Source organism: Magnetospirillum gryphiswaldense MSR-1 v2, from assembly GCF_000513295.1.
In the GTDB taxonomy this organism is placed as follows: Bacteria; Pseudomonadota; Alphaproteobacteria; order Rhodospirillales; family Magnetospirillaceae; genus Magnetospirillum; species Magnetospirillum gryphiswaldense.
On the sequence record NC_023065.1, the window covers coordinates 548,901 to 566,649 of the forward strand.

General features: G+C 64.3%; 17 protein-coding genes. 9 read left to right on the plus strand and 8 right to left on the minus strand.

All coding sequences use genetic code 11. The features are described from left to right. Genes asnB through MGMSRV2_RS02585 form a run of 3 tightly spaced genes read right to left on the minus strand, consistent with a single transcriptional unit; the run spans position 1 to position 3,799 of the window. Positions 1-1,752, minus strand: a complete 1,752-nt coding sequence (asnB, locus tag MGMSRV2_RS02575; protein ID WP_024078760.1) for an asparagine synthase (glutamine-hydrolyzing) — start codon at positions 1,750-1,752, stop codon at positions 1-3. Then, positions 1,752-2,777 carry a glycosyltransferase gene (locus MGMSRV2_RS02580; protein WP_024078761.1) on the minus strand — a complete coding sequence of 342 codons (1,026 nt, stop codon included), beginning with the start codon at positions 2,775-2,777 and terminating at the stop codon, positions 1,752-1,754. The genes asnB and MGMSRV2_RS02580 overlap by 1 nt, the downstream gene beginning before the upstream one ends. After that, positions 2,774-3,799, minus strand: a complete 1,026-nt coding sequence (locus MGMSRV2_RS02585; RefSeq protein ID WP_024078762.1) for a glycosyltransferase — start codon at positions 3,797-3,799, stop codon at positions 2,774-2,776. Before MGMSRV2_RS02585 ends, MGMSRV2_RS02580 begins: the two co-directional genes overlap by 4 nt. A gap of 102 nt (positions 3,800-3,901) precedes the next feature. Here MGMSRV2_RS02585 and ygfZ point away from each other — a divergent pair, with 102 nt between their 5' ends. Then, on the plus strand, positions 3,902-4,726 hold the full coding sequence (ygfZ, locus tag MGMSRV2_RS02590) for a CAF17-like 4Fe-4S cluster assembly/insertion protein YgfZ (RefSeq protein WP_024078763.1): 825 nt from the start codon (positions 3,902-3,904) through the stop codon (positions 4,724-4,726). Between the two features lie 108 nt (positions 4,727-4,834). On the opposite strand, the gene MGMSRV2_RS02595 is transcribed toward ygfZ, so the two are convergent. Both MGMSRV2_RS02595 and meaB read right to left on the minus strand, forming a co-directional pair. Further along, positions 4,835-6,139: a diguanylate cyclase domain-containing protein gene (locus tag MGMSRV2_RS02595; RefSeq protein ID WP_041633404.1), complete on the minus strand. Its 1,305-nt coding sequence runs from the start codon at positions 6,137-6,139 to the stop codon at positions 4,835-4,837. Positions 6,140-6,237: 98 nt separating this feature from the next. Next, on the minus strand, positions 6,238-7,161 hold the full coding sequence (gene meaB / locus MGMSRV2_RS02600; RefSeq protein WP_024078765.1) for a methylmalonyl Co-A mutase-associated GTPase MeaB: 924 nt from the start codon (positions 7,159-7,161) through the stop codon (positions 6,238-6,240). An 89-nt stretch (positions 7,162-7,250) separates the two neighbouring features. Between meaB and MGMSRV2_RS02605 the strand changes: the two genes are divergently transcribed. From MGMSRV2_RS02605 to MGMSRV2_RS02615, 3 genes are all read left to right on the plus strand, one after another. Continuing rightward, complete coding sequence (locus MGMSRV2_RS02605; RefSeq protein ID WP_052589075.1) at positions 7,251-7,724, plus strand: disulfide bond formation protein B; 474 nt, start codon at positions 7,251-7,253, stop codon at positions 7,722-7,724. Continuing rightward, positions 7,721-8,275, plus strand: coding sequence for a demethoxyubiquinone hydroxylase family protein (locus MGMSRV2_RS02610; protein WP_024078767.1), 555 nt, complete (start codon positions 7,721-7,723; stop codon positions 8,273-8,275). Before MGMSRV2_RS02605 ends, MGMSRV2_RS02610 begins: the two co-directional genes overlap by 4 nt. 99 nt (positions 8,276-8,374) lie before the next feature. Next, positions 8,375-8,605, plus strand: a complete 231-nt coding sequence (locus MGMSRV2_RS02615) for a hypothetical protein (protein WP_024078768.1) — start codon at positions 8,375-8,377, stop codon at positions 8,603-8,605. Here MGMSRV2_RS02615 and MGMSRV2_RS02620 read toward each other — a convergent pair. Then, positions 8,598-9,629 (minus strand): M48 family metallopeptidase, encoded by a 1,032-nt coding sequence (locus tag MGMSRV2_RS02620; protein WP_024078769.1) that lies wholly within the window; start codon positions 9,627-9,629, stop codon positions 8,598-8,600. The genes MGMSRV2_RS02615 and MGMSRV2_RS02620 overlap by 8 nt on opposite strands. After that, positions 9,629-10,696 carry a YjgN family protein gene (locus MGMSRV2_RS02625; RefSeq protein WP_024078770.1) on the minus strand — a complete coding sequence of 356 codons (1,068 nt, stop codon included), beginning with the start codon at positions 10,694-10,696 and terminating at the stop codon, positions 9,629-9,631. The genes MGMSRV2_RS02620 and MGMSRV2_RS02625 overlap by 1 nt, the downstream gene beginning before the upstream one ends. A 146-nt stretch (positions 10,697-10,842) precedes the next feature. On the opposite strand from MGMSRV2_RS02625, the gene msrP reads away from it, so the two are divergent. From msrP to MGMSRV2_RS02640, 3 genes are read left to right on the plus strand one after another with little or no spacing between them, the layout of a single operon-like run. Then, entirely contained in the window at positions 10,843-11,742 is a 900-nt protein-coding gene (msrP, locus tag MGMSRV2_RS02630; protein WP_024078771.1) for a protein-methionine-sulfoxide reductase catalytic subunit MsrP, read from the plus strand. Continuing rightward, the gene (locus tag MGMSRV2_RS02635; protein WP_024078772.1) at positions 11,742-12,326 is read left to right on the plus strand and encodes a protein-methionine-sulfoxide reductase heme-binding subunit MsrQ; all 585 of its coding nucleotides are present in this window, start codon (positions 11,742-11,744) and stop codon (positions 12,324-12,326) included. The genes msrP and MGMSRV2_RS02635 overlap by 1 nt, the downstream gene beginning before the upstream one ends. Positions 12,327-12,333: 7 nt before the next feature. Then, positions 12,334-12,804 carry a hypothetical protein gene (locus MGMSRV2_RS02640; RefSeq protein ID WP_024078773.1) on the plus strand — a complete coding sequence of 157 codons (471 nt, stop codon included), beginning with the start codon at positions 12,334-12,336 and terminating at the stop codon, positions 12,802-12,804. Positions 12,805-12,892: 88 nt separating this feature from the next. On the opposite strand, the gene MGMSRV2_RS02645 is transcribed toward MGMSRV2_RS02640, so the two are convergent. Beyond that, on the minus strand, positions 12,893-13,114 hold the full coding sequence (locus MGMSRV2_RS02645; RefSeq protein WP_024078774.1) for a hypothetical protein: 222 nt from the start codon (positions 13,112-13,114) through the stop codon (positions 12,893-12,895). A 251-nt stretch (positions 13,115-13,365) separates the two neighbouring features. Between MGMSRV2_RS02645 and glgB the strand changes: the two genes are divergently transcribed. Beyond that, a complete protein-coding gene (gene glgB / locus MGMSRV2_RS02650) occupies positions 13,366-15,561 on the plus strand; it encodes a 1,4-alpha-glucan branching protein GlgB (RefSeq protein WP_024078775.1) in 2,196 nt (731 codons plus the stop codon). Positions 15,562-15,618: 57 nt separating this feature from the next. After that, positions 15,619-17,748, plus strand: a complete 2,130-nt coding sequence (glgX, locus tag MGMSRV2_RS02655) for a glycogen debranching protein GlgX (protein WP_024078776.1) — start codon at positions 15,619-15,621, stop codon at positions 17,746-17,748. The last annotated feature ends 1 nt before the right edge of the window (position 17,749 follow it).

The following is a 17,749-nucleotide window of genomic DNA, read 5'->3' on the forward strand; positions in this document are numbered from 1 at the left end:
TTACCTCGTGCTCAGGGTATCGAAGGCATCGCCGTCAGCCGGCACGCCCAGTATATGGATTTGGTGCCACAGCGCATAGAACAGCAACGACCAGCGGGCAAAGCCGGTCTTGGGCGCGGCGGCGGCGAACAGCTTTTCCACCTGGCCGGGCAGGGCGATTTCGCCGATACCCGGTTGCGTCGCCACCAGGGCGCCGATGTCCGGGCGGGCGCTGATCCATTCCCCCACCGGCACGGTGAAGCCGCGTTTTTTGTCGAAGGGGCGGGCGGCGGGCATGGCGCGCTCCAGCCACAGGCGCAGCAGATGCTTGCCCAGGCCGTTCCTGATCTTGAAGCGGTCGGGCAGGGTGAAGGCGAATTCCGCCACCTCCGGATCAAGAAACGGCACCCTGCCCTCGATGGCGTTGGCCATCAGGCAGCGGTCGGCCTTGATCAGCAGGTCGTTGGGCAGCCAGTCGGCGCAATCAATGGCCTGGGCCGCCTGCAAGCGGCTGCGACCGGGCAGGGCGGCGGCCTTTTCCGCCAGGGCGAAACGGTCGCGCCAGCCGGGCAGGGGGCGCAACACCCCAAGCCCATCGAACGTGCCGTTGCGGCGCATGGGCTTGGACAACGGCCACGGGCGCATGGCGCCGCGATAGCGGCCATAACCGCCGAACAATTCGTCGCCGCCTTCGCCCGACAGGATGACCTTGACCTGTTGGCTGGCGCGCATGGCCAGCTTGTAGGTGGGCAGGCAGGCGTAATCCGCCGCCGGGTCATCCATGGCGCTGGCGACCCGGGGCAGCAGGGCCCAGAAATCGCTTTCGTTGAAATCCACTTCCACATGTTGGGCGCCGACGCTGCGGGCCAGGGCGCGGGCGTGGTCGCGTTCGTCATGGACGTCCGTGCCTGAGAATCCGGCGGTGAAGGCCAGGACGGGCCGGGGGTTCAGCCGCGCCATCAGGGCCAGCAATACCGATGAGTCGATGCCGCCCGACAGGAACATGCCATAGGGCACGTCCGAGCGCTGGTGCATATCCACCGATTCGGTCAGCACCCGGTCCAACTGGTCGAGCAGGCTTTCGGCATCGCCGGACCGGGTTCCGCCGGCGACCAGCGCCGGGCGGCGGGTATGCTGGCGGATTTGGCCGTTTTCGATGACCAAGGTGGCGCCGGCGGGCACGCGGCGGATGCCGGGATAAATGGTGGCGTCCGAGCAGGTGAACTGCAATTGCAGCACTTCCGCTCGCGCCTGCGGATCGACCGCCGCCACCACCAACCCGGCCTTGATCAGGGCCTGCGGTTCCGAGGCGAAGGCGATGCCCCATTCCCCTTGCGCCAGATAAAGCGGCTTGATGCCGAAGGGGTCGCGGGCCAGCACCACCCGGTTTTCCAGCGGGTCATGGATGGCCAGGGCGTACATGCCGCGCAAGGCTTGGGCGAAGTCCAGGCCGTCGCGGGCATAAAGGTGCAGCGGCGGCTCGCAATCGGAATGGGTGGTGAAGGTGGCGCCGTCCAACTGCCCGCGCAGTTCCAGGTAATTATAGACCTCGCCATTGGCGATGATGGCCCGGCCCTGGGGGTCAAGGATGGGTTGGCGCCCGCCTTCCAGGTCGATGATGGACAGCCGGTTTTGCAGCAAGGCCACATTGTCGCGCACGTAACGACCCCGACCGTCGGGGCCGCGATGGGCCAGGGCATCGGCCAAAAGGTCCATTACCCTTGAATCGGGAACCTGCCCGGCGGGGGCGATCAGGCCGGCGATGCCGCACATCAGCGGGCGACCTGCGTAAGGAAGTCCAGGTAACGTTGTACCACGGCGGCTTCGGTGAATTGCGCCTGATAGGCCGCCTGTCCGGTGCGGCCCAGATGGGCGGCGAAATCATGGTCGCCCAGCACCCGGTTGATGGCCCCGGCCATGGCGCTGGCATCGTCCACCGGGGTCAGCAGGCCGTTTTCGCCGTCGAAGATCAGTTGCGACGGCCCTTGCGCGGCGGCGGCGACCACCGGCTTGCCCTGGGCCCAGGCCTCGATCACCACATTGCCCAGGGGTTCATGCCGTGATGGGCAGACGAACAGATCGGCGGCGGCGAACAGGCCGGCGACGTCGTCGCGCCAGCCGAGGAAACGGGTGCGGGCGATCACCCCCAGCTTGGCCGCCTGGCGCTCCAACTCGCCCAGCAACGGGCCTTCACCGGCGATCCATAAATAGGCCTCGGGCACCTGGGCCAGGGCATCGATCAGGGTATCGAAAGCCTTGTTGGGGTGCAGCCGGCCCAAGGCCAGGATCACCGGCACGCCGCCGGGGGTGGAAAAAATCTTGCGTGCCACCGGCTCGGCCCGATTGTCGGCAACGAAATTGGGCACGTAATGGGCCCGCTCGACCGGCCAGCCCTGATCGGTGATCCAGTTGCGGATATCCATGGTGTTGCCGATCAGGTGATGGCATTTCTTGTAATATTTCAGGTCGTAATAGCCGCCCAGGCGACCGACATGGACGAAATCGCCACGCGGGCAGAACTTGGTCGCCCGGTTCATCCAGGTCAGCACATGACTGGGGCGGAAATCCTTGATGGCGCGGCGAAAGCCCAGATGGGTGGACAAATCCAGCGCACCGCCGAACGGCAATTCGGTCACCTGCACCCCTTGGGCGCGCAGATGGGCGGCGCGGCGCGCATTGCGGCGGATCAGCACATGCTGGTCCAGCCCGGCCTTGTGCAAGGCGATGGCGAGACGCTCGAAAAAGGCCTCGGCGCCGCCGTGTTCGGCCCCGGCCATGGCTTGCAACAGACGGGTCATGCCAGCAGGGTTTCCAGTTTCTCCGCCGCCCGGTCCCAGGTGCGGCCCTGGTACAGGGCGCGGGCTTCGGCGCCCAGATTGGCGCGGGTGTCGGCATTGTTAAGCAGCAACGCCGCCAGATTGGCGAAGGCGTCGTCGTCGGGGGCGACATAGGCCGACGACCCATCGACCACCCGGCCCGGTGCCGCCCCCAGCGGGCGCAGCACGGCGGGGGTGCCGCAGGCTTGGCTTTCCATCAGGGTGAAAGCGGTGCTGTCGTCGGGATGGCCGGGATAGAGATGGACCATGGACTGGCGATAGGCCGCGGCCATCAGGGCGTCGCCCTGGGGGCGGAAGACCTCGATACCGTCGCCCTTGGCCGCCAGAATTTTGACGGCAAGGTCTTGCAAGGCGTCATCGACACCGCCGCCCTCGGCCATCTTGGCCAGGCTGGTGGAATGGATGTGCAGTTCTGCCGCGGGTGCCCGCGGACGGATTTTGTCCACCCACACATCCACCAGCCACGACAGGCCATGGGCCGGATGGGTGGTGACGATGGCGCGCGGCGGCTGTTCTGGTCCGACGTCGCTGTCGGCAAGGAAATCGGATTTCAGCGCCGGCGGCAGCAGCGCCACCTTCAGGCCGCGCGCCTGCCAATCCAGGGCCTGGGTTTCCGAACACAACAGCACCGCTGGCTTGAGATCGTCGAAGACGGCGCGGGTGGATTTGCGTTCCAGCAGGCGTCCGGGGCCAGTGTGCCACAGCACCCGGCGCTTGGCCTGACGGATGAAGCCAAGCAGTTCCGGCTTTCTGAGCGCGATCAGCAGATCGGTCATCAGCGGTTTTTTCGCCTCGAAGGTTTCCCACTGGGCCCCTTCGATGAACATGGACCAGCGGCAGCGGTTGAACACCGCGACCGAGTGCCCGCGCCGGGCCAGGGCCCCAGCCAGGGCGGCGAATCCCTTTTCCGCCCCGCCCAAGGGGCGCGACGAAGCGGTATAGCCGTCAAAGGGAATGGAATCGTCAACCAATGTGATATGCATCGTCCCCCCTATATACGGCCAGGAACGGGGGTTGCCAAGCGGCCCTGATTGTCCCACCTTTTGATGATCCGCCGCCCACACCCGACCCAAGGCAGGACAAGCATGCCCGCTTATCAGTTCACCCGTCTTCCCCGTACCGTGTTGAATGTGGCCGGCGACGACCGCAAGACCTTTCTGCAAGGTCTGATTTCCAACGATGTCGCCAAGATCGCCCCCGGCCAAGCGCTGTGGGCGGCGTTTTTGACCCCGCAAGGCAAGTTCCTGTGGGATCTGTTCCTGACCGAACAGGGCGACACCGTGCTGATCGACGTCGATGCCGCCACCGCCGAAGCTTTCCGCAAGAAATTGTCGCTCTACAAGCTGCGGTCCAAGGTGACCATCACCACCACCGATCTGGCGGTATTCGCCGTCTTCGGCGGTGACGGCGCCTTGCCGGAAGGGGTCGCTGCCGACACCCGCCTGCCGGCCATGGGCGGGCGGCTTTACGCCAGCCAGCCGCCGGCGGATATGGCCGAGGCGCCGCTTGCCGCCTGGGATGCTTGGCGCTTTGCCCAGGGCGTGCCCGATGGCGCTCGTGATCTGATCGTGGACAAGTCGCTGCTGCTGGAAAACGGCTTCGACGAGCTGGGCGGCGTCGATTTCAACAAGGGCTGCTACATGGGGCAGGAGCTGACGGCGCGGACCAAGTATCGCGGTCTGGTGAGAAAGCGCCTGCTGCCGGTCAGCTTCGACGGCGCCGCCCCGGAAGCGGGCACCCCGGTGCTGGCCGGCGAGGCCGAGGCGGGAGAAATGCGCTCGGGCGGCGATGGTGCCGGTCTGGCCATGATCCGGCTGGAACACTTACGCGCCGACACGCCGCTGACGTGCGGCGGCAAGGTCCTTGCCGTCACCGTGCCGGCTTGGGCGGTGCTGCCCGAAGGCGAGTAGAGCCGCGCGCCCGCTAACCGGAAATCCTCCACCACCATGGCCGTCATGCCCGCCTGCGCGGGCAGGACGGTTGAGGGGATGGAAGCGTCGCGTTTGAGGCTTGACCGACTATTCCAGTAACCTGTCGTCATCGGCGGCGACCACTTCGCCGTCGGTGTCGGAATAGAAGCAATAGCCGTTGCGGCCCGAATGTTTGACCCGGTACATGGCCAAGTCGGCGGCCTTGCAGACTTCCTCGATGGTGGTGCCATCGTGGGGGAACAGGGCGACACCGATCGATGCGCCCACTTGGCACTGATGTTCGTGGTAGGGGATGGATTGCTCGAGCGCATCCAATATCTTGCGCGCCACCAGCGCCGCTTCGCCCTGGCGAGTGATTTCCTCGACGACGACGACGAATTCGTCGCCACCCACCCGCGACACCGTATCGGATGACCGCACGCACGACATCAGCCGGTTGGCCACCTCTCGCAGCACGGCGTCGCCGGCTTCGTGGCCTAGGCTGTCGTTGATGGGCTTGAACTTGTCCAAATCCACGTACAGCACCGCCATGTGACCGCCGTGGCGTTTGATGCGGGCGAGCGCGTGGTTCATGCGGTCGTTGAGCAGATTGCGGTTGGGCAAGCCGGTCAGGGTGTCGTGATGGGCCAGCCTGCGGATGCGGTCCTCGGCCTCCTTGCGTTCAGAAATATCGCGCAGGATGGCGGTGAACAGGCGGTGGCGGCCATGACGCAATTCGCTGACCGAGATTTCCATGGGGAACATGCTGCCGTTCTGACGCAGCCCCATACCTTCCACCTGACGGCCCATCAGGGTGGGGAACAGCCCCGCCATGTAGGCATCGAAAAAGCGGACATGGCGCTCACGCGCGCTGGTCGGCAGCAGGTCGGTCATGTCGCGGCCCACCAACTGGCCGCGGCTGAAGCCGAACATGCGCTCCGCCGCCGGATTGGCCGATTCGATGCGGCCCGAATCGTTGATGGTAACGATGCCTTCCGCCACCGAGGCGAGGACGCCTTGCAGCCGTTCCTCGCGCTCGCGCAGGGCTTCCGCCGATTTGACGAATTTCGAGATATCGCGTGCTTCCACCAGGAAAATGTCGGTGGCCGACGGCGCCTGACGCACGCGCAACTCGGCTTCGAACACTTGGCCGTCGGCGCGGGACAGCTTCAGTGGCAGGAAATCTTCCTCGGCCAGCAATTCCCAGCCGGCTTCCATCAGGAAGCGGTAATCCTCGACGACGAAGGATTCGAACAACTCGTCCTGGGCGTCGGCGGCTGCCGACAGGCCCAACATGCGCACACCGGCATTGTTGAGGAAAAGCACCTTGCCGTCACGCAGCAGGCAGACAAGGGAAGACACGAGCTCAAGCAGCTCGCGATCAAGGACGACCGACGCGGACTTTCCCGTCATGGCTGCCGTCAACTCGCTTTCCCCCGTATTGGACTAAAGAATGGTCAACGCATCGTCACGCCATGTCAACACATGTGATTGATGCGCACAGCCTTCTTTTATAATGCAAACTTTAGTTTGTCGTTCAAAAGTGCCAGCCGATGGAACGGCGATTGTCCTGCCGGCAGGCTCAGGTCACCGGCACGGGCGATTCCCTCGCGGCCCCAGCGTTCACGCACCGCCTCGGTCAGCCATTGTTCGGCCTGGGCATGACGGGCGGCGCTCAGTTGGTCGCCATCTTGCAGAAAGTCGCGGTGGCCGTCGATGGCGGCGATCAGATCGTCGACGCCTTCACGGCGCATGGACGACACCATCAGTACCGGCACCTGCCAATTGTCCACCTCATCGCTGCCGCCCAGGGACAAGGCGCCCAGGACATCGGAGCGCGCCCGCCGTGCCGCCTGTTCCATATCGGCCTTGGTCACCACCACCACATGGGGGATTTCGGCGATACCGGCCTTCATGAATTGCAAGGAATCGCCCGATCCTGGCTGTACGCAGAACAAGACGGTGTCGGCGACGCCGACCACGTCGGTCTCGCTTTGGCCGACGCCGACGGTTTCGATCAGGACCACGTCGTAAAGGGCGCGCATCAGCACCATGGACGATATGGTCAAGGCCGCCAATCCGCCCAGGCGGTCGCGTGCGGCCATGGAGCGGACGAAGATGTCCTGATCCTCGGGGTCGGTGGACAGGCGGGTGCGGTCGCCTAAAAGCGCCCCCCCCGAACGCCGCGACGACGGATCGACGGCGATGCAGGCGACGCGACGGCCCCGCGCCCGCCAGCCGCCGATCAGGGCGTTCATCAGCGTCGATTTCCCCACCCCCGGCGGGCCGGTCATGCCGACCACATGGGCCAGGGGTTCGGCATAGGCGGCATCCAGCAGGGCCACGGTCTCGGCGGCATCGGGGGCGCGTTCCAACTGGGCCAGGGCGCGGGCCAGGGCGGCCTTGCCGCCGGAACGAAGAGTGGAAAGATCCATGAAGCCTCGATGACGGGAGAATGGGCCGGCCATTGTTCCCGCCCAAGCCCAACTGGTCAAGCGGGTGGGCAGATGATATGGTGCGGGCCATGACTTCCTCGCGTTTTCTCCCGCTCTTCGTCCTGGCCGTCAGCGTTTGCGCCCTGGCCACGGCTTATGTGGCCCAGTACGGTTTCGGCCTGCGTCCGTGTTCGCTGTGTCTGACCCAGCGCGTGCCCTTCGCCGTTGCCGGAATTCTGGCGCTGATCGCCCTGCTGCGACCGCTGTCTTGGCAACGTGCGCTGATGGCCTTGGCCGGTCTGGCCTTTCTGATCAATGCTGGCATCGCCGTCTACCATGTGGGCGTCGAGCAGAAATGGTGGGACTCCACCTGTGCCGCCAGCCAATCCGGGGCGGTGAACCTGAACGATCTGTCGGCGCTGATGAGCAAGCCGGCCGAGGCCCGCTGCGACGAACCGGCCTGGCAATGGCACGGCATCACCATGGCCGCATTGAACATCGTGTTTTCCGGCGGCCTCGCCCTGGTGGTGCTGGCTGCCCTACCCAGGAAGGGACGCCGATGAGTGCCGACACCGCCCAACACCGCATCCCCGGTGATTTGACCCGCGAGCAATTGCTGGCCCGCATCCTGCGCGTCGATCAGGCCGGCGAGTTGGGGGCGGTGCGCATCTATCAGGGTCAACGGGCGGTGCTGGGGCGGGGGCGGCACGGGCCGATTCTGGCCAAGATGGCCCAGCAGGAACAGCACCACCTGGACACCTTCAGCCGGCTGATCGGCGAACGCGGCGTGCGTCCGACGATTTTTTCGCCCATCTGGCACGTGGCCGGCTTCGCCCTGGGCGCCGGCACCGCTTTGCTGGGGGAACGCGCCGCCATGGCCTGCACGGTGGCGGTGGAAGAAGCCATCGACGAACATTATGCCGCTCAATACGCCGTCCTTGGCGATGACGAGGCGGAGTTGAAGGCCACCATCGAGGAATTCCGCCAAGAAGAGTTGGAGCACCGCGATATCGGCTTGGCCAACGAGGCGGAAAAGGCCCCGGCCTATCCGTTGCTGTCCACCGCCATCAAAAGCGGCTGCAAGCTGGCCATCTGGCTGTCGGAGCGGTTTTAGCGTTTCCTCGTTACCCTTTGTTACTCTTTGCCGCCGTTTGGCCATTTCCCTGACACAATCGGCTTTTAACGTGCCCCGGCATCAAGACCGGAGGCATGAATGACCATCCCCTATCGTTCGCAATACCGCAATCCGCTGCGCCGGCATTTGACCATCGGTCTCAGCCGTACGGTGCGGCTGCTGTCGCGTCCGCTGGTACAGTTGGGCGTAGCCGCTTTGGTCACGCTGGCTGCCACGTTGTGGCTGCACCAGCACACGCCCGAGCAAGGCGGCGGCACGGTTGATTTGCGCGCCTCGGGCGGTTACGTCCAAAGTTACAAGGCTAGTTAGGGCAGATATCCTTGAGCGCCTGCCACTGGCTGGCATCCAGGGCGGGGGCGAAGGCTTGGCCCCAGGTGGCGGCCTCCACCGCCTGACGGCGCGCATCCAACTCGGGGTGGGTAGACAGCCATTGCGGTATTTCACCGCCCTGATCCGCCAGCTTGGCGAAGAACGACGCCAGCCCCTGGGGCGAAATGCCGGCCTGATGCAAGATTTCCACCGCCAGCGCATCGGCGCTGCTTTCGTCCTGGCGTGAATAATTGCCGGCCAGGGCCATGCCGCCGATGGTGGCGGCCACCGCTGACAGATCGCCGGTGAACAAGGTCACCAGCGCCGCCAGCCCGACCGAGCGGATACCGGCGATCAGCGGGTGGCGTTCGGCCACATGGGCCATTTCATGGGCCAAAACCCCGGCCACTTCGTCGGCCGTGTCGGCCTGACGCAGCAGGCCGTCGAACACGATGATGGTGCCGCCGGGCAAGGCTACGGCGTTGACCATGGGGTGCTCGACCACCACCACCCGGCTGGGACGTTGCGGCTCGGGCAGGACCAGCGCCAGTTTCTGTTGCAAGACCGCCAGTGCCGCCATGCCGTCCGGGCGGGTGCAGGCGCGGTGGTCGTCCTCGATCTCGCGGGCCATGGCCCGGCCCCAGGCGCGCTCGGCCTCGATCGGCACCATATGGGCGGCGGCACTGGCCAGATGCGGCAGACCCCAAAAGGTCAGGCCCAGGACCAAGGCGGCACCGGCGGCCAGCCCCGCCCACAGCCAGGGCTTGGTCTGGCGTTGGGGCAGCAATGCCGCCAGATCCTGGCCGTCGGCGATCACCAGACGAGCGGCAGGGAAATCGGCGCAGCGCAACCTGAGCGCCGCGCCGATGGTGTCGCCATCGCGGGCGATGCGGGCCAGCGGCCAGCGTTCCACCAACGGACTGTCATGGGCGACGATTTCCAGCCCATGGCCGAGCACGCGGATTTCAACCGGGTGATCTTCGGCGGTCTTGCCGTCGCGGTAGAGGCCGGCCAGCACCCGCATCAGAATTCGCCGACGCCATCCAATGCCGCCAGCAGCCCTTCGCCGGTGCGCGGGATCGGCTGGGTGCCGGCGAACAGCCGCGACAGATCGGGCTGGGATTCCATGCTCAGGCACTGGCAGGCGGTGCGCAAGGTACGCATGCTGGCCACCGGGCGCAGGATGCCCAGGGACAGCGCCGTGATCAGCGCGTTGCCGACGAACAGCCGCACCAGCCGCCACGCCCCCAACTCGAAGCTGAAACCGATGCCGTCGAAACGGGTATGGGCGGCGATCTGCCGCCAATAGGCGGCATTATAGGCGGCCAGCGGCAGGGCGGTGAACACCAGGGTCGAGCCGAACAGCCAGACATAGACCAAGGCCAGCTTGGCGAAGAATTCGCCCGGCTCCATGGTCTCCGGGTTGGGATAATCCATGAACGCGCCGAGCAGCGCCATGCAGGCGACCACCGGGATGAAGCTGAACCACACCGCAGAAAAACGCTTGTACAGCGATCCCGAGGTGGCGTCGCAAGTGAAACCCGTATCACCGAAACGGGTGTGGTTCAGCCGGTAGCGTTCGATCTTCACCGACATCCACGGCGCCGACCAGCCCAGGGTCAACCCCATCAGCACGATATGGCCCAGGATCAGCAAGGCATAGGTCAGGGCCGAACCGTCCTGGCCGGCGCGCAGGCCCCGCCACACGGTACGGGTCATCAGATAGCGCCGGGCCCGGTACAGGCCGACACCGATCAGGAAGAACAGGCTGAACTGGGCCAGGGCGAACAGCAAGGCGCCCAGGGGATTTTCCTCGACCAGCATGAGCTGGGCCACGGTGACCAGGATCATGTAGGGGGTGAAGACCACCAGCATGGCCAGCAGGAAGCCGATGAACAATTCACCGCCGCGCCCCACATATTCCAACGGCTCGCCCCATATGGTGGTATGGCCCCACAAATAGGCGCGCACCCGGGTCTTGCCCCAAAATCGCCACAAGGACAAAGTTACGATGTTGAGCAAGGCATTGACCACCGACAGGCGGATCACCGCTCCCAATCGGCCATGATGGACAAAGGCGCTTTCGGACATGCTGGCAAACCCCCCCCCGGTTGAATGGGGAAAGTGTCCTTTTAGTCGAGGTCAAAGGCAATCCGCATTTTTTCGGCGCGTAACTTTTTTGCCTCTCGGGGCGAACCCATGCTTATGACGACCCCCAGGACAGGACGACCCAAGCCATGCTGATCCGCCCCGCCGCCGATTTACGCGATCATGACGTTACCGATCAGGCACTGTATCTGGACCGCCGCCGGTTTCTCGCCCTGGGCGCGGCGGCGGGGACATTGCTGGCGGCGGGGCAGGGGCTGGCCGCCACCAGCGACGACGCGCCGACGCCGTTCGAGGCGGTGACCACCTACAACAATTACTACGAATTCGGCACTGCCAAGGAAGACCCGGCGGTAACCGCGCCGTCGCGCCTGAAGCTGGCACCGTGGTCGGTGGCGGTGGACGGGGAATGCGCCAAGCCCGGCACCGTCGCCCTTGACGACCTGATCAAGCCGCTGAAGCTCGAGGAACGCCTCTACCGCATGCGCTGTGTCGAGGGCTGGTCCATGGTCATCCCCTGGCAAGGCGTGCCGCTGGGGCAAGTGTTGAAGCGATTCGAGCCCAATTCCAAGGCTAAATACGTGGAATTCACCACCTTGGCCGACAAGGCGCAGATGCCCGGCCTGCGGGTGCCGGTGCTGGACTGGCCCTATGTGGAGGGCCTGCGTCTGGACGAGGCCATGCACCCCTTGACCCTGTTGGCCACCGGCCTTTACGGCAAGGATCTGCTGGCCCAGAACGGCGCCCCCTTGCGGCTGGTGGTGCCGTGGAAATACGGCTTCAAATCCATCAAATCCATCGTTCGCATCCGCTTCAGCGAAACCCAGCCGGTGAATTCGTGGCAAAAGGCCAATAGCCGCGAATATGGCTTCTATTCCAACGTCAACCCGGAGGTTGACCATCCGCGCTGGTCGCAGGCGAGCGAGCGGCGCATCGGCGAGTTCCGCCGGCGCAAGACCTTGATGTTCAACGGCTATGCCGATCAGGTGGCCTCGCTTTATGCCGGCATGGATTTGCGGGTCAATTACTGATGCGCTGGCTGAAACCTGCTGCCTTCGCCGTTGCGTTGCTGCCCTTGGCCTGGTTGTTGTGGCGGGCGGGTTTCGGCTCGCTCGGCGTCAACCCGGTGGAGACCATCAATCGTTATCTGGGCGATTGGGCGCTCAGGTTCCTGCTGATCGCCCTGGCGGTGACCCCGGTCCGGCAATGGACCGGCTGGCCAGCGCTGGCGCGGTTGCGCCGGATGACGGGGCTTTTCGCCTTTTTCTATGTCTGCCTGCATCTGGCCTCTTACGTCGGCATCGACCTGTTCTTCGATTGGGCGGCGCTGTGGGCCGATGTGGTGAAGCGCAATTACATCACCTTGGGCATGATCGCCGTGCTTTTGCTGGTGCCCTTGGCCCTGACCTCGACCAACGGCATGATCCGGCGCCTGGGTGGGGCACGCTGGCGGCGGCTGCATCTGCTGGTGTTTCCGGCGTCCATCCTGGGGGTGGCGCATTTCTGGATGATGGTCAAGGCCGACATCCGCGAACCCCTGGTTTACGCCGTGGTGCTATCGGTTTTGCTGGGCTGGCGCCTGTGGGGTTTCGCCCGGCGGGCGCAACGGGCATAATGGCGCCATGCGCAATCTCGTCCCTCTGACCGTCGCCTTGATGCTCCTGGCCGCCCCGGCGGCGGCCCAGGTCAAGTTCAAGCGTTGCCTGACCGAAGGCGAGGTCAAGGTGGAGAAGCTGGTCCGCCACGGCATCTTCCTGCGCGAGGGCGGCAATCGCTGCGACGAATATTACAATCCCGGCACCGCCAAGATGTGGAGGGATTTCGACAGCAAGTTCGGTACCCGGCTGGCGCAGCAGACGGCCCGGCGCAAGAAGGTGTTCGAGCGCGAGTTCAAGGACAATCCGGTCGAGGTGATGACCTATTTCGATGGTCGGCTGGTGACCTATTATCGTTATTACCCGCTCAGCGTTGCCTATTGCGGCCACGTGGACAAGTTACTGAAAGAGGTCAGTAAAAGCGGCTGGGGCGCGTTCGCCAAGCAGTCGGAAATCGTCCAGGCCGATGTCATCCATGACATGCGGGTGTGTAATTAGGCTAGGGGCCGAAGGCCGGCCCGTGGCCCAAAACAAAACCGCCCCGGCCTTGCGACCGGGGCGGTTTTTATGCCGAACGCTTGAAAGCTTACGCTTCGTCGCCGCCGGTCGAGGCCAGGTACATGACAATGGCCAGGAAGGTGGCGGTCAGGGCCAGGCCCAGATAGATCATGAAGCTGAGCGGGTTGGCAGTGCTGGGCGCGGCGACCGCACCGAAGAACAGGCTGCCGACCACCGAGGTGGACAGATACAGGGCGATCACCAGCACGCCGGCCACGGTCAGGCCGAGAACCTTGGGAAGAACGCTCATGAGACAGGCTCCTAAAAATTTCATTTGCCGGCTAGAAGTCAGCCGGCCCCCTCGGCCAAAACCTCTACCAGATTGTGGTCTTATCTGAAAGGGTAATCAGCCATGAAAAGGCGGAAAACCCCGTGCGCGTCGGCCCATCTGTTCTTGGCGGCCAAAGCCTGCTACCAAGGGGATGGCGCATTCGTGTGCCAAGACGATGGCACATCCGTGTACCAAGTCGATGGCACGTCCGTGCCGGCAGGGGATGAACAATGACCAAGAAACACCCGCTCACGCTGGATCAGGCCGAGATCGGCGCCATCGCCGCCGGCACCCATGGCAACCCTTTCGCCATTCTGGGGCCGCATCACGGCCCTGACGGCTGGAGCCTGCGCGTCTTCGCCCCCGAGGCGGCGCGGGTCTGGGCCATCGGTCCGGCGGGCGAGGTGGAATTGCCCCGCCTGCACGCCGAGGGTTTCTTCTGTGCCCCGCTGTCCGACGCCCTGGCGGCGTCGTACCGCCTGCGCCTGGAGGTGGGCGGCAGGATGATGGAGCGCGAGGATACCTATCGGTTCCCATCGCTGTTGGGTGATCTGGACATCCACCTGCTGGTGGAAGGCCGCCATCTGCGCACCTTCGAGAAACTGGGCGCTCACCTGCAGGTGGTCGACGGCATCGCCGGCGTGCATTTCGCCGTCTGGGCCCCCAATGCCAAACGCGCCTCGGTGGTGGGCGATTTCAACGGCTGGGACGGGCGCCGCCACGTCATGCGATTGCGTCATGACGCCGGGGTGTGGGAATTGTTCATCCCCGGCCTGGGCAACGGCACCCATTACAAATACGAACTGATCGGTCCGCACGGCAACCTGCTGCCGCTGAAGGCCGACCCTTACGGCCATTATGCCGAGGTGCCGCCGCGCACCGCCTCGGTAGTCGCCGATCTGGACGAGCGCGATTGGGCCGACGGCGCCTGGATGAAGGCGCAGGCCAAGCGCAACGACCGCCACGCCCCCATCTCCATCTACGAAGTGCATCTGGGCTCGTGGATGCGGGTGCCGGAAGACGGCAACCGTATGCTGACCTATGGCGAGTTGGCCGACAAGCTGACCGCCTATGTCCAGGACATGGGCTTCACCCATGTGGAATTCCTGCCGGTGCACGAGCATCCGTTCTCGGGCTCGTGGGGCTATCAGCCGGTGGGGCTGTTCGCGCCCACCTCGCGCCACGGCACGCCCGAGGATTTCCGCCTGCTGGTGGAACGTCTGCATCAGGCCGGGATCGGTGTCATCATCGATTGGGTCGCCGGCCATTTCCCCCGCGACGCCCACGGCCTGCATCATTTCGACGGCACCCATCTGTACGAGCATGAAGACCCGCGCCTGGGCCTGCACAAGGATTGGGATACCCACATCTACAATTATGGCCGCACCGAAGTGTGCAACTTCCTGTATTCCAACGCGCTTTACTGGATGGAGCAATACCACGTCGACGGTCTGCGGGTGGATGCGGTGGCGTCCATGCTGTACTTGGATTATTCGCGCAATCATGGTGAATGGCTGCCCAACCGGCATGGCGGCAACGAAAACCTGGAAGCCATCGACTTTCTGCGGCAGATGAATGAAGTGGTCTATGCCGAACATCCCGGCGCCATGACCATCGCCGAGGAATCCACCGCTTGGCCCGGCGTGTCCAGGCCGACCTGGACCGGCGGCTTGGGCTTCGGTTTCAAGTGGAACATGGGGTGGATGCACGACACGCTGAATTATTTCAGCAAGGACCCCATCCACCGTCGTTTCCACCACGACAGCCTGACGTTCGGCCTGCTCTACGCCTTCACCGAAAACTTCGTGCTGCCGCTGTCGCACGATGAGGTGGTGCACGGCAAGGGCAGCATCCTGGGCCGTATGCCGGGCGACGATTGGCAGCGTTTCGCCAATCTGCGCGCCTATTACGCCTTCATGTGGACCCATCCGGGCAAGAAATTGCTGTTCATGGGCCAGGAATTCGGCCAGCAGCGCGAATGGAATTGCGAAGCATCGCTGGACTGGGATTCGCTGCAAAACGGCTTGCACCTGGGGGCCCAGCGTCTGGTGCGCGATCTCAACCGCTTGTATCGGGTCGAGCCGGCGCTGCATCAGTTGGACCACGACCCGGCGGGCTTCCAATGGGTGGATTGCAACGACCGCGACAATTCGGTGCTGTCGTTCTTGCGCCGGGGCTTCGACGGCGACGATTTCTGTCTGGTGGTGTGCAACCTGACCCCGGTGGTGCGCTATGATTATCGCATCGGCGTGCCGTTGGGCGGGCGCTACCGCGAGGTGCTCAACACCGATTCGCACTGGTATGGCGGCTCCGACATCAATAACGGCGACGGCGTTTGGGCCGAGGACGAACCTTGGCACGACCAGCCCCTGTCGGTGGCGGTGACCCTGCCGCCTTTGTCCACTTTGGTGTTCAAGCGGGCTTGAACGGGTCGGGTTTCCATGGCTTTCTGCACCAATTCAAGCTGACGGGTCACATCTTCCATGCCTCATCGCCGTCGTATTTGGCCCGGTTCCCCCTATCCTCTGGGTGCCACCTGGGATGGCAACGGCGTCAATTTCGCCCTGTTCTCGGCCCATGCCGAAGCGGTGGAATTGTGCCTGTTCGACCATAACGGCCGCGAGGTCGAGCGCATCCATCTGCCCGAATACACCGATCAGGTTTGGCACGGCTATTTGCCCGAGGCGCGGCCCGGCCTGCTGTATGGCTATCGCGTCCACGGCCCCTACGACCCGAATGAAGGGCATCGCTTCAACGCCGCCAAGCTGCTGATCGACCCTTACGCCAAGGCTTTGAGCGGCCAATTACTGTGGTCGGACACCCATTTCGGCTTCAAGCTGGGCAATCCGCGCGCCGATCTGGTCATCGACAAGCGCGACAATGCCCGTTTCATGCCCAAATGTCGGGTGGTGGACACCGCCTTCACCTGGGGCGACGACCGCCGCCCCAATCGGCCTTGGGCGGAAACGGTGATCTACGAGGCTCATGTGCGCGGCTTCACCATGAAGCATCCGCATGTGCCGACCCAGCATCGCGGCACCTTCCTGGGGCTGTCACATCCGGCGGTGGTGGATTATCTGGTGAAACTGGGCGTCACCGCGGTGGAATTGCTGCCGGTTCACGCCATCGTCGACGAGCGTCATCTGATCGACCAGGGTCTGCGCAATTATTGGGGCTATAACCCCATCGGCTTTTTCGCCGCCGATCCGCGCTATTACGGCGCCTCGTCCCACGGTGATTTCAAAACCATGGTCGGGCGTCTGCACGATGCCGGCATCGAAGTGATTTTGGATGTGGTCTACAACCACACCGCCGAGGGCAATCATCTGGGGCCGACGCTCAGCTACAAGGGCATCGACAATGCCAGCTATTACCGGCTGATGCCGGGCGAGCCCGAGCATTACGAAAACTATTCCGGCTGCGGCAATACGCTGCAACTGTCCCATCCGCGCGTGCTTCAGATGGTCATGGATTCCTTGCGCTATTGGGTCGAGGACATGCATGTGGACGGCTTCCGCTTCGATCTGGCGGCGTCGTTGGCGCGGGAGAAATCCGGCTTCGACGGCGGTTCCGGCTTTTTGGACGCGGTGCGCCAAGACCCGGTGCTCTCAAGGGTCAAGCTGATCGCCGAGCCCTGGGATATCGGCGGCGACGGCTATCGTCTGGGTGCCTTTCCGCCCGGCTGGTCGGAATGGAATGGACAGTATCGCGACACCGTGCGGCGGTTCTGGCGCGGCGATGGCGGTCTGATCGGCGATCTGGCCTCGCGCCTGACCGGGTCCAGCGACCTGTTCGGCTGGGGTGGGCGGCGGCCCTGGGCCAGCATGAATTTCGTCACCTGCCATGACGGCTTCACCATGGCCGATCTGGTCGCCTACGAGAAAAAGCGCAACGACGCCAACATGGAAGGCAACCGCGACGGCACCGATGCCAATTATTCGTGGAATTGCGGTATCGAGGGCCCGACCGAGCAGCCCAAGGTACGCGCGTTGCGGACCCAGCAGATGCGCAACCTGATGGCGACGTTGTTGCTGTCGCAAGGGGTGCCGATGATCCTGGCCGGCGACGAGTTCGGGCGCAGCCAGGGCGGCAACAACAACGCCTATTGCCAGGACAACGACATTTCCTGGATCGATTGGGACGATCAGGACCAGATCATGCTGGATTTCGTCCGCCGGCTGATCAAATTGCGGCGCGACCACCCGGTGTTCAGCCGTCCGCGCTTTTTCAACGGCGTGCGCCGGCCCGGTCAGGCCATCAAGGACATCACCTGGGTGACGCCGGAAGGCCTGGAAATGAGCGATGCCGATTGGGCCATGCCCTATGCCCGCTCGTTGGGCTGCGTGCTGGGCGGCGATAGCGACGAAATCCAGGCGCATACCGCCGGCGGGCGGGCCGACGACACCTTCATGCTGCTGATGAACGCCTATACCGAGATCATCTTCTACACCCTGCCGCCGCCGCAATTGGCGCTTGCTTGGGAGGTGGTGATCGACACCGCGCGGATGGATTCCATCCGGGCGGACGAAACCTGCGCCGCCGGCAGCCGTTTTCCGGTCAAGCCCCATTCGCTGGCGGTGTTGCGCCGGCGCAATGACCCATCCGATCAATAAG

Excerpts from the sequence above, each read along its gene's own strand:
- ygfZ (WP_024078763.1), top strand. The coding sequence starts at position 3,902 with ATGCCCGCTTATCAGTTCACCCGTCTTCCCCGTACCGTGTTGAATGTG.
- MGMSRV2_RS02595 (WP_041633404.1), bottom strand. The coding sequence starts at position 6,139 with ATGACGGGAAAGTCCGCGTCGGTCGTCCTTGATCGCGAGCTGCTTGAG.
- glgX (WP_024078776.1), top strand. The coding sequence starts at position 15,619 with ATGCCTCATCGCCGTCGTATTTGGCCCGGTTCCCCCTATCCTCTGGGT.
- MGMSRV2_RS02620 (WP_024078769.1), bottom strand. The coding sequence starts at position 9,629 with ATGCGGGTGCTGGCCGGCCTCTACCGCGACGGCAAGACCGCCGAAGAT.
- MGMSRV2_RS02580 (WP_024078761.1), bottom strand. The coding sequence starts at position 2,777 with ATGACCCGTCTGTTGCAAGCCATGGCCGGGGCCGAACACGGCGGCGCC.
- meaB (WP_024078765.1), bottom strand. The coding sequence starts at position 7,161 with ATGGATCTTTCCACTCTTCGTTCCGGCGGCAAGGCCGCCCTGGCCCGC.
- MGMSRV2_RS02605 (WP_052589075.1), top strand. The coding sequence starts at position 7,251 with ATGACTTCCTCGCGTTTTCTCCCGCTCTTCGTCCTGGCCGTCAGCGTT.
- msrP (WP_024078771.1), top strand. The coding sequence starts at position 10,843 with ATGCTGATCCGCCCCGCCGCCGATTTACGCGATCATGACGTTACCGAT.
- MGMSRV2_RS02635 (WP_024078772.1), top strand. The coding sequence starts at position 11,742 with ATGCGCTGGCTGAAACCTGCTGCCTTCGCCGTTGCGTTGCTGCCCTTG.
- MGMSRV2_RS02625 (WP_024078770.1), bottom strand. The coding sequence starts at position 10,696 with ATGTCCGAAAGCGCCTTTGTCCATCATGGCCGATTGGGAGCGGTGATC.
- MGMSRV2_RS02640 (WP_024078773.1), top strand. The coding sequence starts at position 12,334 with ATGCGCAATCTCGTCCCTCTGACCGTCGCCTTGATGCTCCTGGCCGCC.
- MGMSRV2_RS02645 (WP_024078774.1), bottom strand. The coding sequence starts at position 13,114 with ATGAGCGTTCTTCCCAAGGTTCTCGGCCTGACCGTGGCCGGCGTGCTG.
- MGMSRV2_RS02610 (WP_024078767.1), top strand. The coding sequence starts at position 7,721 with ATGAGTGCCGACACCGCCCAACACCGCATCCCCGGTGATTTGACCCGC.
- asnB (WP_024078760.1), bottom strand. The coding sequence starts at position 1,752 with ATGTGCGGCATCGCCGGCCTGATCGCCCCCGCCGGGCAGGTTCCCGAT.
- MGMSRV2_RS02585 (WP_024078762.1), bottom strand. The coding sequence starts at position 3,799 with ATGCATATCACATTGGTTGACGATTCCATTCCCTTTGACGGCTATACC.
- MGMSRV2_RS02615 (WP_024078768.1), top strand. The coding sequence starts at position 8,375 with ATGACCATCCCCTATCGTTCGCAATACCGCAATCCGCTGCGCCGGCAT.
- glgB (WP_024078775.1), top strand. The coding sequence starts at position 13,366 with ATGACCAAGAAACACCCGCTCACGCTGGATCAGGCCGAGATCGGCGCC.